Origin of the sequence: Klebsiella sp. R390 (assembly GCF_051131745.1) — a bacterium.
GTDB lineage: Bacteria > Pseudomonadota > Gammaproteobacteria > Enterobacterales > Enterobacteriaceae > Klebsiella.
Window position 1 is genome coordinate 1,314,665 of sequence record NZ_CP180445.1, and the last position, 15,813, is coordinate 1,330,477.

Here is a 15,813-nt window from a genome sequence, read left to right on the forward strand (position 1 = left end):
TCAGCTCCTCTTAATGCGCGGGTCGAGGCTGGTTTGCAGCATATCCACCAGCAGGTTGAGCACCACGAAGAACAGCGCCAGCACCCAGATGGTGCCCTGCAACAGCGGCAGGTCGCGCTGGAAAATGGCGGTATTGAGCAGCAGGCCGGTGCCGGGCCAGGAGAAGACCGTCTCCACCAGAATCGAGCCGCCCATCAGATAACCCACCTGCAATCCCATCACCGCCAGTGCGGTCGGGGCGGCATTTTTCACCACGTGCAAGAAGATCCGTGACTCGTTAAGCCCGCGGGCGCGCAGGCCGACGATAAACTCCTGGCTGAGAATGTCCGCCACCTGCGAACGCACGGTGCGGGCGATGATCCCGGTGGGGATCACCGACAACGTGATCGCCGGGAGCAGCATGAACTGCAGGTGCTCCCAGTCCCACTGCCAGCCCACTTCACCAATCGGCCCGCCGCCGGTCGCCGGGAGCAGCGCGAACTTAACGCTAAAGACGATAACCAGCAGCATCCCCAGCCAGTAGTGCGGCACGCTGACGCCAAACACCGACAGCACAGAAGCCAGACGGTCAACAATACTGTTACGGAAGTAACCGGCGACAAAGCCAAACAGGCTGCCCAGCACAAAGCCGATCACCGTCGCCAGCAGCGCCAGGCGCAGCGAGTAGCCAACGGCGGTCATCACTTCGCCGATCACCGGCCGACCGGTCGCTACCGACATCCCCAGGTCACCGTGTAGCGCCCGCCACAGCCAGTGAACAAATTGCAGCGGCAGCGGTTTATCAAAGCCGTAGGCCTGCATTAAGGTCTGACGCAGGGCTTCGGAAGCATCCGGCGGCATCACCGAGACCAGCGGATCTCCCGGCGCTATCTGCACCAACATAAAACAGATCACCGCCACCCCAAGCATGGTGGGGATGGCCAGCAGGATGCGATATAGCAGCGTATTGATCATCGGTAGCTCCCGTTGCGATTACTCTTTCTTGCTCACCAGACTGAGGTCGATAAACCAGCTTTGTGGCTGTACCACGCCGGTGACCGCCGGAGATATCGCCCGCGGCCCAACGTCGTGGGCGACGAACAGGAACGGCACCTGATCGACCAGTGCGGCGTGCAGTTCACCGGCGGCTTTGTCCATTTCCGCCGGGGTAAAGGCGTGCTTCACGGCGGTGGCCAGCTTTTCGGTTTCCGGGGTTGAGAAATAGCCCCAGTTGGTGGCGACCGGCGGGAAGGCTTTGGCGGTGGAGAAGCGGATCAGGCCAAAGTAGGGATCGTTGACCGCGGCGCTAACGTTGATCGCATCGATCCCTTTCGCCGCGGGATCTTTCGCCCCGAGACGCCAGTTGGTGAACAGGGTGTTCCACTCGTTCACTTTGATATCGACGTTAAAGAAGCAGCTTTTCAGGCTCTGCTGGATGTATTCGTTCATCGGCAGCGGCTGCATCTGCCCGGAGCCAGAGGCCGAGGTCGCCACCGTGACGTGCAGCGGTTTGCTGGCGCTGAATCCGGCTTCGGTCATCAGCTTGCGGGCGGTTTCCGGGTCATACTTAATCTGGAAGGTTGGCTTGCCATGCCACGGACTGTCGGCTTCATAGACGCCGGTGGCTTCGGTCATGTAGCCGCCAAGGTAGCTTTTCAGCTCGGCGCGGTTCAGGCACAGGTTGGCGGCCTTGCGCACCCGAATATCTTTCCACGGGGAGCCCTCTTCGAAGGAGAACTGCCACGGCCACAGGTGTGGCTGGGTATTGGCGTAGATTTTAAAGCCCTGGGCTTTAATCTGGTCCACCGCATCCGGGGCCGGCGCTTCGATCCAGTCAACTTGTTTAGAGAGCAGCGCCGCGGTGCGGGCGTTGGCTTCCGGCAGCGGGATCAGCACCACTTTATCCACCCGCGGGATGCGATCTTTGTTCCAGTAGTCGGGGTTTTTATCGAGGATCAGCTGCTGACGGGGAACCAGTTTTTCCATTTTGAACGGACCGCTGCCCACCGCATGGGCGGCAAACTCGGTCCAGGCCAGCTTACTGCGCGCGGCGGTATCGCCGGTGCTGGCCGGCACCGCGTCATACAGTTTCTGCCAGGCGGTCGGTGAGACAATAAACAGGTTGGTGATATTGTACGGCAGCAGCGCATCCGGTTCTGAGGTGGTCAACGCGACGGTGTGGTCATCAATCTTTTCCGCTCCGGTGAGGGTCGGCATGCGCGACAGCGTATTGCCAATCTGTCCAGGGGCATATTGCGGCGCGGCTTTGTTCAGTACCTTATCGACGTTCCAGACGATGGCATCAGGGTTGACCTCAGTGCCATCATGAAATTTCACGCCCGGGCGCAGGGTAAAGATCCAGCGGCTCTGATTTTGCGGGTCAACGTGCCACTCCGTCGCCAGGCCGGGCACCAGGCCACTGGGCTTTTCACCTTGTGATAGATCCCACTCCACAAGGGCATCGTACAGCGGAATTCCGGTAAAGCGGTTCCCTTCATAACCTTGATCGGGCTGGCCGAGGGTCAGGGGAATATCGGCCGCGGTCATGGCGATCCGCAGCGTCGAGGCGTGGGCGGGTAACGCGGAAAACAGCGCCAGTGCCCCGCTGACCGCAACGGCGAGACGGCATTTGCGTAAGCATAATTTTTTCATCAGCATCACATTGTCCCTGTTAAATAAATATTCGTTATTTAACAGGCAAGATGCATACCAGATCTGAATTGCCGTGAAATAAGTGGGAAATAATGGATAAAATAAGGATGCCTTATATTATCCCAATGATTTATCTGAAAAAATAAACCTGACTTATCTTTTTGCACCGCCAGCGGGAATTCTGTTGCAGAATTGCACCAGCCGATTTTCCTGCAGCCGATATCATCACGGTGCGTGACCTTATATAAAATAAATTCATAATCCGCGCCCGGTTATTAATTTAGAAACAGGTATACTGTCGATTATTGCCGATCTTAAGGACCCGATGACCGTGCGTTTCTCTGCCCTACTGCCGTTGCTGCTTGTCTCTCTGCCCGCCGTTGCCAGCGGTAAATGTACCCTCACCGATCCCACGCTGACGCTGCAAAGCTATACCGTTAATCCACAGCGCGAGCGCATCGTGATGTACTGGAAAAAAGCGGATGGCGAGGCCTTTGGCTCACTGCGCGCGCTGCTGGCGGATAGCCCTCAGGCCGATCGTATCCAGATGGCAATGAACGGCGGCATTTACGATAAGGCCTACGCCCCGCTGGGGCTGTATATCGAAAAAGGGGTACAGAAGGTTCCGCTCAACCGCGCCTCCGGCGGCGGCAACTTTTTTATCCGTCCCGGCGGGGTGTTTTATCTTCAGGGGCAAAAAGCAGGGATCGCCAGCCTCGATAAATTTACGCCCTCACCAGCGGTCACCTACGCCGTGCAGTCCGGCCCGATGTTAATTGAAAACGGTAAGATCAACTGGCGGCTGAAGCCTTCCGCCAGCTCGCGCAAGCTGCGCAACGGCGTCGGCATTAACCGCCAGGGAGAAGTGGTGTTTATGCTGAGCGAACGCGAAACCAATTTCTATGATTTTGCCTGCTATGCGCAGTCCACCCTCAACGTGCGCCAGATGCTCTATCTCGACGGCACCATCTCAAAGATGTACCAGAAAGGCGGCAGCATCCCGTGGCAGTACCACCCGTTCGTCACCCTGATAGCAGTAGAGCGTAAATAACTCAGCCTGTACCACCAGACCGTAGCCCGGCCCAGCGTAGCGCAGGCCAGGCTAATCCTGGTGGCACCGCCTATATCCGCCGATGCCCCCATTCGCGCAGGCGCTGGAACAGCACGAACAGTGAGGGGATGAACACGATGCCAATCACCGTCGCTACCAGCATACCGCTGAAAACGGTGGTGCCGATGATGCGTCGGCTCTGCGCCCCGGCGCCGGTGGCGAGCATCATCGGGATAATCCCGATGATAAACGACACCGCCGTCATCAACACCGCGCGAAAACGCCGGGTGGCCCCTTCGCGGGCGGCGTCGACCACCGACATCCCCTCTTCTCGCCTGGCCCGCGCAAACTCAACGATCAGAATCGCATTTTTGGCGGCCAGGGCGATGAGCAATATCAGCCCGATCTGCACATACACATCATTGGCATATCCTGCCAGCCACAGCCATAGCAGCGCCCCGCCGATAGCAAACAGCACCGACAGCATTACGCTGGCCGGCAGCGTCCAGCTCTCATACTGCGCCACGAGGAACAGCCACGCCATCGCCACCGCCGCCAGCACGATCCACACCGCCTGGTTCCCGGTTTGCTGCTCCTGCCACGAAATCCCGCTCCACGCGTAGTCATACCCCTGCGGCAGATGGGCCTGTAAAATCTGCTCCATGGCGTTCATCGCCGTGCGGCTGCTGACTCCCTCACTCGCCGAACCGCTGACGGATACCGACGGGAACTGGTTATATTGCTGGATGAACGGTGCACCTACGGTCGGCGTGATCGTCACCAGATTGCTCAGCCGAATGCGCTCGCCGCTGTTGCTGCGCACAAAGAGCTCGCCGATCTGCGACGCGCGCTCGCGCCACTGCATCTCGTTTTGTATCACCACATGGTACACCCGGTTGTTGATACTGAAATCGCCGACGCGGGTACCGCCAAATGCCGTTTGCAGGCTGTTGAAGACCCGCGATACCGGTACATCCAGCCGCGCCGCCTGGTCACGGTCAATGTTGAGCGTCAGCTGCGGTACATTGCTGCTCCAGGTGGTGAACACCCGGCTCAGTTGCGGGTGCTGGTTCGCCTTCTGCAGTACCTGACGGGTCACCTGTTCCAGCTCCGCCGGAGACTGCCCGTCCTGGGCCAGAATACGTAAATTAAAGCCGGATGCGGTCCCCAACCCCGGCAGCGTCGGCGGCGCAAAGGTCATGATCGTCGCTTCCGGCAAGCCCAGCAATTGACCCTGCAGCCTGTCCATTACCGTCTCCAGCGGCGGCCGCTGATCCCACGCTTTCAGCATCACCGAAATAAACCCGCCATTGGACGCGCTGGTACCGTTAAGGATATTGAAACCTGAAACCTGAATCACATCCTCGACCGCCGGGTTCGCCAGCAGCAGCTCTCGCGCCTGGGTCATCACCGCTTCCGTACGCTCCAGTGAAGCGGCTTCCGGCAGCTGCACGCTGGCAAAGAAGTAACCCTGATCCTCTTGCGGCAAAAATCCCTTCGGCATATGCATAAAGCTGAACACCACTACCGCAGCGGCGGCCACCGTCGCCATCAGCGCCAGCCACGGGCGACGATTCATCCGCCCGATCAGCGCACCATAGCCATCGCGGACCTTATCAAGGCCACGATTAAACCCGCGCCAGACCGCCGTCGGCTGAGCGGGGCGCGGGCGCAACAGCAGCGCGCACAGCGCCGGCGTCAGAGTTAACGCCACCACGCTCGATACCGTTACCGCCGTCGACAGGGTGACGGCAAATTGCCGGTACAGTTCGCCAACAATGCCCGGCAGCAGCGCCACCGGCACAAACACCGCCAGCAGGACCAGGGTGGTGGCCACCACCGGCCCGGCGATCTGCCGCAGCGCCTGCGCCGTCGCCTCTTGACGAGCGACCCCTTCAGCCATCTTCGTCTCTACGCTTTCGACCACTACAATGGCGTCATCCACCACCATGGTCAGGGCAAGAATAATGGCGAATAAGCTCAGGGTATTGGCGCTGTAGCCCAGCAGATAAAGCACGGCAAAACTGCCAATCAGCGACACCGGGATCGCCAGGGTGACGATCAACGTGGCCCGCCAGCTCTGCAGGAACAGCGAAACGACCACCACGACCGCCAGCAGGGTCAGGGCCAGCGAGACGCCAATCTCTTTGATCGTCGCCGCCACAAAACGGGTGGTATCGAACTTCACCTCCCAGGTCATATCGGCCGGGAAACGGCTGTGCAGACGCGTCAGTTCGGCACGAACCGCCGCCGCGACCTGCAGGGCATTCGCCGTTGGCGTCGGGTAAATGCCGAGATAGGCAGAGTCTTTGCCGTTCAGCTGCGCCCCAGAGCTGTAGCTGCGCGCTCCCAGCTCGATGGTCGCCACGTCGCTAAGGCGCACCAGTTGCCCCAGTTCACCGCTGCGGATAATTATCTGGCTAAAGCTTTGCGCATCGTTCAGCCGCCCGATGCCGTTGATGGTCAGCGTTTGCTGCTGACCGTTGAATACCGGCGGCGTCCCGACCTGGCCGGCGGCCCCCTGTACGTTCTGTTCGCGTAGCGCCTGGGCGATATCATCGGTGGTCACGTTGAGGGCATTCATACGATCCGGCCGCAACCAGATCCGCATGCTGTAGTCGCGGGCGCCGAACATCTGCACTTCGCCGACGCCGGGCAGACGAGCCAGCGCTTCCCGCACCTGGGTGCTGGCATAGTTGCTGACGAACAGCGGCGAGAGGGTTTCCAGCGGTGAGTAGAGGCTGACGCCCATCAGCAGGTTACTCGCCCGCTTACGCACCTGCACCCCGTTCTGCTGCGCATCGGCAGGCAGCTGCGCCAGCGCCTGGGAGACGCGGTTTTGCACGTCAATCGCTGCCAGATCGGCATCGGTGCCGGCGGCAAAGGTCAGGCTCAGGCTGTAGCTGCCCTCATCAGAACTGGTGGATTCCATATACAGCATATGGTCCACGCCGTTGAGCTGGGTTTCCAGCGGCGCGGCGATGGCCTCCGCCACATCCGCCGCGCTGGCGCCGGGCCAGCTGGCGCTGACATTCACCACCGGTGGCGTAATTTGCGGATATTGCTCAACCGGAATCACCTTCAGCGCCACCGCGCCAACAAACGTCAGCAACAGCGCGATCACCATCGCAAAACGAGGACGACGAATAAAAAACGTTAGCATCCTTTTACCTTCCCTGGTTCAACAGCTGAACGCTGGCGCCGTCACGCAGGCGCTGAGCACCTTCGGTCACGACACGCTCGCCGGCGCTTAACCCTTTGGTGACGACAAACTGCTGTCCCTGCTGTCCGTCGAGCGTTAAACGACGCTGGGCGACGGTGCCGTTATCCGCCACCACCCAACTAAAGAACCCCTGCGCATCCTGCTGGACGGCCGCCACCGGCACCATCAGGCTCTCCTGCGGCTGACGCGGGCTGAAAATGACCGACACGCTGCCGCCTGGCAGCAGGCGATGCTGCGGATTAGCAAACTCCGCCCGCAACACCACGCTGGCGGTACGGCTGTCGATCCGGTTATCGACGGAGGTCAAAACCCCCTCTTCACGCGTCCCCTCGGGGGCAATCTGCGCGACCCACGCCTGCTTCAGCGCGCTGATATCGGCATGCTGCCCGGCCTTGCTGTAAAACGCCGCTTCATCTAAGGCGAAAGAGACGCGAACCGGGTCAAGCTGCACGATATCGACCAGCATGCCGCTGCCCGGCCCCACCAGGCTGCCAACATGAAAGCGGCTGTGGCCGATGCGCCCGCTTACCGGGGAGTCGATTCGGGTGTAATCGAGCGTGATTTGCTGCGTCGTCACGCGGGCTTTGGCCTGTTCAACGGCGGCGGCGGCTACATCGCGCTGCATCCGGGCGTTATCGACATCGTTGCGGCTGATGGAGTGGTTATTTTTCAGTTGCTGATAGCGGTTCAGCAGTTGCTGGGCCTGGCGTAATGACGCCTGGGCGCTTTTCAGCTCGGCGTTGGCCAGCGCCAGCGCGGCGCGCGGCTGGGCGTCATCCAGGGTAAACAGCCGGTCGCCCTGCTTAACGTACTGCCCGTCCTGGAAGTGGCGCTGCACAATACTGCCTTCGGTACGCGCGCGGATTTCTACGTCATGAATGGCTTCGATACGGCCGGGGATCTGGCGCTCGGCCGTATAGGACTGGCGTTCGACGGCGGTCGCGCGGACCGGCGTTGCGGGGGCAGCCGTTGCCGTTAAGGCGCAACCGGTCAGGCCAACGGTCACCAGGACCAGGCGCATAATTTTTCTCATTGCGATTCCTTGCAGATGGTGCAGCGCCCCCGAATGACGAGGGCGCTGGCAGGTCAGACGGTTTTACGTAACGGTCGGGTCAGACGCTTTTCAATTTCCACCACCAGGAACATCCCCAGGCCAATGACCAGGGTGATCAGCCAGTAGCGCAGCGGCAGCGACTCGGTGCCAAACATGGTCTGCATAAACGGCAGGTAGATAATCGCCAGCTGCAGGAGCAGCAGCACGCCGCTGACCATCCAGATCCCTTTGTTGCGCAGGAGGCCGATATTCAACGAGAAGCTCTCGCTGCTGCGGCAGTTAATCATGTACAGCCACTGGGCGGTGACCAGCATCTGCAGCAACACGGTACGGATAAACTCCGGGCTATGGCCGCGTGGCGCAAGCCAGGCCTCAAGAATAAAGGCGGCCACGGCAATCATGGTGCCGACGAAGGCAACACGCCAGACGGCGAAGGCATCCATCACATGCTGACCGGTTTTACGCGGCGGGCGGTGCATCACATTGCGCTCTGCGGCTTCAAACGCCAGGCCGAAGGAGAGCGTGGCGGAAGTCGCCATATTCATCCACAGAATCAATACCGGCGTCAGCGGAATAATGTTCCCCGCCAGCAGGGCAATGATAATCAGCAGCCCCTGTGCCAGGTTGGTGGGCATGATAAACAGGATCGTTTTCTTCAGGTTGTCGTAGACGCGACGTCCCTCTTTGACCGAGCTGGCGATGGTGGCGAAGTTATCGTCCGTCAACACCATGTCGGCGGCTTCTTTGGTCACTTCTGTCCCTTTGATGCCCATCGCGATACCGACGTCGGCCTGGCGCAGCGCCGGGGCATCGTTGACGCCATCGCCGGTCATTCCGACCACTTCGCCGCTCTCCTGCAGCGCTTTCACCAACCGCAGTTTATGCTCCGGACTGGTGCGGGCAAAAATGTCGTACTCCACCGCCGCTTTGGCCAGCTCGCGGTCATCCATATGCTCCAGCTGATAGCCGGTCATCGCCTGGCTGCTGTTGGTGATCCCCAGCATCTGGCCAATGCTCATCGCCGTCTGCGGGTGATCGCCGGTAATCATCTTCACGCGGATCCCTGCGGTCTGGCAGGCATGGATCGCATCAATGGCTTCCGGGCGCGGCGGATCCATCATCCCGGCAATACCGAGGAACACCAGTCCCTCACGCAGGTCATCATGGGTCAACGTCGTGCTGCCAGCAGCAGCCGGTTTGCATGCGGCGGCGACCATTCGCAGTCCCTGGCTGGCGAAACGGGAGATCTCATTCTCCCAGTACTGCAGATCGAACGGTACGACACCCTGCTTCGTCATCTGCTGGCGGCACATCGCAAAGAGAACGTCCGGTGCGCCGGTGATTAGCACCCGCTCTTCCCGATCGATTTTCTGATGCGTCGCCATATACTTGTACTGTGAGTCGAACGGAATTTTAGCCACCAGCTGGGTTGCTACCGCCGGCAGTCCGGCTTTCGCCGCCAGCACTTTTAACGCCCCTTCGGTAGGCCCGCCGGTGATCCCCCACAGGCCGCGCGCGTCTTGTACCAGCTGGCTGTCGTTGCACAGGTCGATGGTGCGCAGATACGTATCCAGCACGCTACCTGCTTTAATCTGTACCGGCTCGTCGCTGCCCTCGAGATAGATATTGCCCTGCGGCTCGTAGCTGTTACCTTCCACGCGATAGCAGCAGTCGGCGGTGATAATCGCTTTCACCGTCATTTCGTTCATCGTCAAGGTGCCGGTTTTATCCGAGCAGACCACGGTCATCGCCCCCAGGGTTTCGACCGTCGGCAGCTTACGGATAATGGCGTGTTTACGCGCCATGGCCTGAACGCCCAGCGAGAGGATAATGGAGATAATGGCCGGCAACCCTTCCGGTACGGCGGCCACCGCAAGGCTAATCAGCGACAGCAGCAGTTCGCCCATCGGGATATCGCGCAGCGCCAGGCTGAAGACAAACAGGGCCGCCATCATCGCGAGGATAATGACGAAAATCGCTTTACCCAGCTTATCCATCTGCACCAGCAGCGGCGTGCGGTGTTTCTCGATACCCGCCATCATCTGGTTGATGTGCCCAAGCTCGGTATCCTGCCCGGTCTCGGTCACAACGCCAACGCCGCCGCCAGCGCTGATGGTGGTGCCAGAAAAGAGCATGTTGGTACGGTCGCCGAGCGGCAACTCCCCTTGCAGCGCGGCGGTGGTTTTATCCACCACCGTCGATTCGCCGGTGAGGATGGCTTCTTCCACCCGCAGGTTGTGGGTTTCGATAAGACGCATGTCCGCCGGCACGCGGTCGCCCGCCCGCAGAATGACGATATCGCCCGGCACCAGTTCACGAGTCGGCAAGGTTTCGTGCTTGCCGTTACGCTGCACCCGCGCGTTGCTCGACAACATGTTGCGAATACCCTGCAATGATTTTTCGGCGTTGCTCTCCTGAACGTGGCCAATCAGCGCATTGATAACCGTAACCCCGAGGATCACCAGGGTATCCACCCAGTGCCCCATCGCGGCCGTCAGCACGGCAGCAGCCAGCAGGACAAAGATCAGGACGTCGTTAAAGTGGGCGAGGAAACGCAGCCAGGCCGGCTTGCTTTTCTTTTCAGGGAGGGCGTTAGGGCCAAAAGATTTCAGGCGCTCAGCCGCATCGGCACTACACAGGCCCTCAGCGCGGCTTTTTTTCTGGATCAGCACCTCGTCAACGCTCTGCTGGTACGCCTGTCGGGGCGTGGCATCTCCAGCGGGAGTTGTATTATTAGAGTTCATCATTTTGGTCAAAATAAGTTTTCCTTTTAAATTCCGTGAATCGGAAAGCCTGAAATCATTTCTGGCCAATGAATAAATACATCGCAAGCGGACACGAACTAACGTGATTCAATGCAATATTTAAACCCTCGCAAAATTAAAAAACTATGATAAGTTAATTCTTCATAGTAAATATCGCAGAGTAATATTAAACCATCATCAAACGAGGTTAACATGTTTGGAATCTATCGCGGACGCCGCCTGGCACTGTACATCCTGCTAGCCATCATTATCGCCACCCTGGTGGGATATAGCACCTATACTTTTGTAAAACTGATGGCCGGATAATGACGTTAACTGACATTTTAATGCTATTAATTTAATTACAAATAATACTCAAATTATTAACGAGGGTGTAAGGATAAATAATATAAGAGCTACGACGAACAACGTAGAATAATAACGAGGGAAAGCATATTGCGTTAGCCGGTTTTTTCCCGGACAATATGTTTTTTAACTGATGATTAACAAAATAATGAAGCATCCGCTCGAAACGCTACTGTCTGCCGCCGGTATTTTATTGCTGGCCTTGCTCTCATGTTTACTGCTGCCAGCGCCCTCACTCGGGCTGACGCTGGCGCAAAAGCTGGTCGATACCTTCCATCTGATGGATCTCAACCAGTTTTACACCCTGCTTTTTTGCCTGTGGTTCCTGGTGCTGGGTACGGTCGAATATGTGGTGTTACGTTGGATCTGGCGCCGCTGGTTTTCGCTGGATCGCTAAGCCGGTAAAATCACGCAGCCCGGCCACCAGCGCCTCGCACCAGGCCGCATAGTCATGGCCGCTGGAAGAAGGATGGAAGCTGACCCGATAGCCTTTTTCACGCAGCGCCTGCTCAAACGCGCGGGTATGACAGAATACCCCGCCGTTAGCCCCAGAGCTTTCAAAGCGGCCCGCCTGCAGCCAGAAACGCACCGGGTAGCGCGGCGACTGCTGATACTGGCGCGTTAACCAACAGGCCTCTTCATCTTTTGGCGCCCACCAGTAAGCTCCCGACAGGCTGAGGACATTGGCAAACTGGCGCGGATAGCGCAGCGCCACCCAGGACGCCGCCAGCCCGCCGTAGTTCGCGCCCGCCACCACGGTTTTTTGCCGCGTGAGGTTCAGCCCCTGCTGGCGTAGCCAGGGCAGCAGTTCGTGGGCCATAAAGTCGGCAAAGAAGGGATTCGGCTGCAGCTCCTTCATCCGTCGCGCCTGATCGAGGCTATCGATAAACACCACGTTCACCGGCGGCACCATATGGTGGGCAATCAGATTATCCAGCACGTTGGCAAAACGGTATTCATCCTGATAGGTTTTGCCATCAAGCAGCAGCAGCGTCCAGCGCGCGGGCTGTGGCAGGCGTGGCCGATAGATCCGAACTTCCCGGGTATTTTGCAGATAATCACTGCGGAGGGGGTGGCGGGTCAGGGTGCCATAGCGCAGCGGTTGCGCCATCCGGCGTGGAGTACAGTAGCGTGCCGGATCCAGCGCCAGCAAAGAATGGCGGCCCCAGCGATCGCTGGCGTGGTTGATCGTGTGTGGATTGAGCGGATCGGCCTGAGCGCTGATCAGAATCGCTCGCCGTAGCTCATCTCCTACCCCGTCAACCAGCGGCACATCCGGCGCCAGCTGATACTGCATCAGCGTATCGGCCGGAACAACATAGCTGCGAAACCAGACGTCAGAACCGCCAAGCCGGAATAACGGCTCGTGCTCTCCTGCGGGCGATCCCAGCACAAAGACATTGTTCTGCGCCCCGCGCCACAGGAAAGTGACCCGCTTGTACCCTGCATCTACCGGCTCCACCATCGGCGTGCCTTCAAGCTCTCGCTCGTGCCAGAAAGACGCCGTACAACCGCCCGCCGCCAGGGTCCGCTTCAGCGCCTGCAAACGCGGGCTGATGGGATCCTGCGTCTGGCTTTTGCTCAACGCGGTAGTCTCTTTCATCCGCCAGCAAAAACGCCAGCGGGCCCCTTCCTGGCCGTGGAAAACCAACGCCGAAGGACGATTCACTGGCAGGGAAAACAGCAACAACTGTTCACCGTCCGGCGGCCCGTCCGTCAGCAGCGTACGCAGGCGACGGTTATTTTCATCCAGTAACCGGGCGTCGGTCACCCCGTAAATCGTTGCCGTAACGTAATTCACACCCAACGTCGGCAGATCAAAACAGACCTCACCGCTGGCATCGAATTTTCCCTGCAACTCCCCCTGCAGAGAGGGGGACTCGCCGTCGATCGCCGCCGCAGGCAGAGCACTCTCCCCTACCTGCAGACCACTCCATGCCCTCTTCATCGCCCGGTTTATCCTTGTCAGAATTTACCAGTAACGCTAATGCAAATGGTAATGATTTGCAATAACACGCATAGCGATGACCAGTCCGTTGACGCTCCGCCGGTTACCCGGCGGCGGGCTTTTAGTGGGCGCTGTTGTGGTTATCTTTGCGGTAGGCACCCGGCGGTTGATGGAACGTGCGGGTGAAAATGCGGGTAAACGTCTGCTGCGAATCAAAGCCGTATTTCAGGCAGATATCATAGACCCGCTGATCGGTGTCACGCAGGTCACGCGCCGCCATCCGCAGCTTACGCTCGCGGATATAGCGTCCCAGACTCTCCCCTTTGTATTGTAAAAAGAGACGTTGCAAATGCCATTTCGAATAACCGGAGTGGCGAGCAATATCGTCAATACGCAGCGGTTGATGCAAATTATCATCGATCCAGCCGACAATCGTCTCAATGACCTGAGCGGAAATAGTCATCAGTTCTCTCCCCCGTTGAAACACACTGGCAATTACCGCCACCAGCGATGAAATGATTGTGTGCGATCGGCAACCCAAACCGGTTCGCCCTGCATCGGCGTTAACAGCCGCCATGGTCGGTCTTTGCTCGCCTCAGCCAGCTTGATGTACGGGTCGTCCCAGCTGTGTTTTGCCAGCACAAAGCGCCCCGCGTGTCCCGGCAATACCGCCCGAGCGCGCAGATCGTCGGCGGCCTGCGCCGTTTCGTCAGGCATCATATGAATGTATTTCCAGTCCTGGTCGTACTGACCGTTCTCCAGAATCGCCAGATCCACGGCACCAAACTGTTCGCCGATGGCTTTAAAGTGCGGGCCGTAGCCGCTGTCGCCGCTGTAGTAAATCTTCTGCTGCGGGGTGACGAACATAAAGCTGGCCCACAACGTCTGATTGCGTTTCAGCCCACGCCCGGAGAAATGACGCGCTGGCAGCACATGGACCGTCAGTTCATCACTGACCGGTACTGCTTCATTCCAGTCAGCCTCGCTGATTTTCGCGCCGTCCATTCCCCAGTAACGCAGATGTGAGCCGACACCGAGCGGCGTCACCACGTGTCTGATTTTCGGCATCAGCGCTTTGATGGTGGCGTAATCGAGATGATCATAGTGATCGTGGGAGATAATCAGCAGGTCGATCTCCGGCATGTTCTCTGCCCGCCAGGGATAGTCACCGGGGAAGGCTTTATTGAGGAAAGAGAACGGTGCGGCATAGTTGCTAAAGACCGGGTCGATCAGGATCCGTTTGCCGGCCAGTTGCAGATACCAGGAAGAGTGGCCGAGCCACACCATCGCATCCTGCCCTACCGGCAGGCTGGCAAGATCGGTTTTCACCAGCGGCAGCGGCTGTGCCGGGCGCGCATTTTCGCGCTTAACGACCAGAAACTCCCACCAGGCAGCCAGCATATTTTTCTGTCCGGTAAAACCTGGCGTGGGCAGCTGATTATGGAACTGGCCGTCACGGTAGTTCGGCGACTGTTCCACCAGGCTAAGCTGAGCACCCTGCGGCGCACGACCAAACCCGGCATTTAACACAAACGGCAAAGCGGTTGCTGAGGCTAATAACATGATGGCGACCACGCTTAGAGTGACACGGTTCATAACCTGACCAGATGAAACCCTCTATCCTGAGGGTTGTGTGATAACACTTGATTATGAGTGAGTAAGCACTCATTATTAGGAAAGCAGCGAAAGTCGTCAAGACGATTTTCAAATTTTGACATACGCCGTTGCAGTGGCATGTCCAGGCATGCTTAGATCGGGGTTTCATCACATGTGAGGTAAATTGTAGTGGCTCGTCCTAAGAGTGAAGATAAAAAGCAAGCGTTACTGGAGGCCGCAACCGCCGCCTTTGCCCAGTCGGGCATCGCCGCCTCAACCTCCGCCATTGCCCGCAGTGCCGGGGTGGCCGAGGGAACGCTGTTCCGCTATTTCGCCACCAAGGATGAGTTACTCAACGAACTGTACCTCGCGATTAAAAGCGGCTTAGTCCAGTCGATGGTGAACGGGCTGACGCCAAATGAAAAACGGCCGAAAGAGAACGCCCGCAACATCTGGAACAGCTATATCGACTGGAGTATTCGCCACCCGATGGAGCACAAAGCGATCCGCCGGATGTCGCTGAGCGAGCGCATCACCGACGAAACCCGGGCCCGGGTCAAAGAGATGTTTCCCGAACTCAACGAGATGTGCCAGACCTCCGTTAAACCGGTCTTTCAGAGTGAAACCTTCGGTGCCTTTGGCGATGCGCTGTTCCTTTCTCTGGCGGAAACCACCATCGAATTTGCCAGCCATGACGTGAAACGGGCGCCTGAAATCATCGCCCTCGGGTTTGAAACCATGTGGCTGGCCCTCCACGTGAAAGATGAATAATGGATAATATCTCGCTGCACGCCAGCGCCCATCGTCTGGCCCTGGCCTACCCGTTTACCGAGCACTGCTGGCCGTTTGGCCCGGAGTACGACGTCTTTAAAGTGGGCGGGCGCATTTTTATGATCACCATGACCCTTCGCGGTCGTGCGCTGGTCAATCTGAAAGCCGAACCACAAAAATCCCTGCTCAATCAACAGATTTACCGCAGCATTGAGCCGGGTTATCACATGAATAAAAAGCACTGGATCACGGTGGTGCCCGGCGAGGATATCAGTGAGGATCTGCTGGCTGAACTGGTTGATGATTCCTGGCATCAGGTGGTGAACAAGCTGGCAAAACGCGATCAGAAACGATTACGCCCGGAGCGATTTTCAGGCTAACACGATAAGTGTTATCGCATTTTTGTCTCTTATCATTCCCTCGCCTTCG

At 58.4% G+C, this 15,813-nt stretch carries 12 protein-coding genes; 4 read left to right on the forward strand and 8 right to left on the reverse strand.

Features of this window, described 5'->3' with window-relative positions; translation table 11 throughout:
- Positions 1-954: an ABC transporter permease gene (locus ACMYSP_RS06160; RefSeq protein WP_434585991.1), complete on the reverse strand. Its 954-nt coding sequence runs from the start codon at positions 952-954 to the stop codon at positions 1-3.
- 18 nt (positions 955-972) lie between these two features.
- Complete coding sequence (locus tag ACMYSP_RS06165; RefSeq protein ID WP_434585992.1) at positions 973-2,637, reverse strand: ABC transporter substrate-binding protein; 1,665 nt, start codon at positions 2,635-2,637, stop codon at positions 973-975.
- Between the two features lie 319 nt (positions 2,638-2,956).
- On the opposite strand from ACMYSP_RS06165, the gene ACMYSP_RS06170 reads away from it, so the two are divergent.
- A complete protein-coding gene (locus ACMYSP_RS06170; protein WP_434585993.1) occupies positions 2,957-3,682 on the forward strand; it encodes a phosphodiester glycosidase family protein in 726 nt (241 codons plus the stop codon).
- Between the two features lie 70 nt (positions 3,683-3,752).
- Here the strand turns inward: ACMYSP_RS06170 and ACMYSP_RS06175 are convergent, their stop codons facing one another.
- From ACMYSP_RS06175 to ACMYSP_RS06185, 3 genes are read right to left on the reverse strand one after another with little or no spacing between them, the layout of a single operon-like run.
- Positions 3,753-6,845 carry an efflux RND transporter permease subunit gene (locus ACMYSP_RS06175; protein ID WP_434585994.1) on the reverse strand — a complete coding sequence of 1,031 codons (3,093 nt, stop codon included), beginning with the start codon at positions 6,843-6,845 and terminating at the stop codon, positions 3,753-3,755.
- A 4-nt stretch (positions 6,846-6,849) separates the two neighbouring features.
- The gene (locus tag ACMYSP_RS06180) at positions 6,850-7,938 is read right to left on the reverse strand and encodes an efflux RND transporter periplasmic adaptor subunit (protein WP_434585995.1); all 1,089 of its coding nucleotides are present in this window, start codon (positions 7,936-7,938) and stop codon (positions 6,850-6,852) included.
- Positions 7,939-7,991: 53 nt separating this feature from the next.
- Positions 7,992-10,715 (reverse strand): cation-transporting P-type ATPase, encoded by a 2,724-nt coding sequence (locus ACMYSP_RS06185; RefSeq protein ID WP_434585996.1) that lies wholly within the window; start codon positions 10,713-10,715, stop codon positions 7,992-7,994.
- A gap of 502 nt (positions 10,716-11,217) precedes the next feature.
- Between ACMYSP_RS06185 and ACMYSP_RS06190 the strand changes: the two genes are divergently transcribed.
- The gene (locus tag ACMYSP_RS06190; protein WP_434585997.1) at positions 11,218-11,466 is read left to right on the forward strand and encodes a DUF1158 domain-containing protein; all 249 of its coding nucleotides are present in this window, start codon (positions 11,218-11,220) and stop codon (positions 11,464-11,466) included.
- On the opposite strand, the gene ACMYSP_RS06195 is transcribed toward ACMYSP_RS06190, so the two are convergent.
- The 3 genes from ACMYSP_RS06195 to ACMYSP_RS06205 all read right to left on the reverse strand — a co-directional run bounded on the left by ACMYSP_RS06195 (position 11,425) and on the right by ACMYSP_RS06205 (position 14,613).
- On the reverse strand, positions 11,425-13,017 hold the full coding sequence (locus tag ACMYSP_RS06195) for an alpha/beta hydrolase (RefSeq protein ID WP_434585998.1): 1,593 nt from the start codon (positions 13,015-13,017) through the stop codon (positions 11,425-11,427). The two genes, ACMYSP_RS06190 and ACMYSP_RS06195, sit on opposite strands and share 42 nt — an antisense overlap.
- Before the next feature lie 121 nt (positions 13,018-13,138).
- Positions 13,139-13,480, reverse strand: coding sequence for a RamA family antibiotic efflux transcriptional regulator (locus tag ACMYSP_RS06200; RefSeq protein ID WP_123755857.1), 342 nt, complete (start codon positions 13,478-13,480; stop codon positions 13,139-13,141).
- Positions 13,481-13,512: 32 nt separating this feature from the next.
- Positions 13,513-14,613: an MBL fold metallo-hydrolase gene (locus tag ACMYSP_RS06205; protein ID WP_434585999.1), complete on the reverse strand. Its 1,101-nt coding sequence runs from the start codon at positions 14,611-14,613 to the stop codon at positions 13,513-13,515.
- 189 nt (positions 14,614-14,802) lie between these two features.
- Between ACMYSP_RS06205 and ACMYSP_RS06210 the strand changes: the two genes are divergently transcribed.
- Entirely contained in the window at positions 14,803-15,384 is a 582-nt protein-coding gene (locus ACMYSP_RS06210) for a TetR/AcrR family transcriptional regulator (protein ID WP_434586000.1), read from the forward strand.
- The gene (locus tag ACMYSP_RS06215; protein WP_434586001.1) at positions 15,384-15,764 is read left to right on the forward strand and encodes an MmcQ/YjbR family DNA-binding protein; all 381 of its coding nucleotides are present in this window, start codon (positions 15,384-15,386) and stop codon (positions 15,762-15,764) included. Before ACMYSP_RS06210 ends, ACMYSP_RS06215 begins: the two co-directional genes overlap by 1 nt.
- The last annotated feature ends 49 nt before the right edge of the window (positions 15,765-15,813 follow it).

Excerpts from the sequence above, each read along its gene's own strand:
- ACMYSP_RS06160 (WP_434585991.1), bottom strand. The coding sequence starts at position 954 with ATGATCAATACGCTGCTATATCGCATCCTGCTGGCCATCCCCACCATG.
- ACMYSP_RS06190 (WP_434585997.1), top strand. The coding sequence starts at position 11,218 with ATGAAGCATCCGCTCGAAACGCTACTGTCTGCCGCCGGTATTTTATTG.
- ACMYSP_RS06175 (WP_434585994.1), bottom strand. The coding sequence starts at position 6,845 with ATGCTAACGTTTTTTATTCGTCGTCCTCGTTTTGCGATGGTGATCGCG.
- ACMYSP_RS06180 (WP_434585995.1), bottom strand. The coding sequence starts at position 7,938 with ATGAGAAAAATTATGCGCCTGGTCCTGGTGACCGTTGGCCTGACCGGT.
- ACMYSP_RS06195 (WP_434585998.1), bottom strand. The coding sequence starts at position 13,017 with ATGAAGAGGGCATGGAGTGGTCTGCAGGTAGGGGAGAGTGCTCTGCCT.
- ACMYSP_RS06165 (WP_434585992.1), bottom strand. The coding sequence starts at position 2,637 with ATGCTGATGAAAAAATTATGCTTACGCAAATGCCGTCTCGCCGTTGCG.
- ACMYSP_RS06205 (WP_434585999.1), bottom strand. The coding sequence starts at position 14,613 with ATGAACCGTGTCACTCTAAGCGTGGTCGCCATCATGTTATTAGCCTCA.
- ACMYSP_RS06170 (WP_434585993.1), top strand. The coding sequence starts at position 2,957 with ATGACCGTGCGTTTCTCTGCCCTACTGCCGTTGCTGCTTGTCTCTCTG.
- ACMYSP_RS06215 (WP_434586001.1), top strand. The coding sequence starts at position 15,384 with ATGGATAATATCTCGCTGCACGCCAGCGCCCATCGTCTGGCCCTGGCC.
- ACMYSP_RS06200 (WP_123755857.1), bottom strand. The coding sequence starts at position 13,480 with ATGACTATTTCCGCTCAGGTCATTGAGACGATTGTCGGCTGGATCGAT.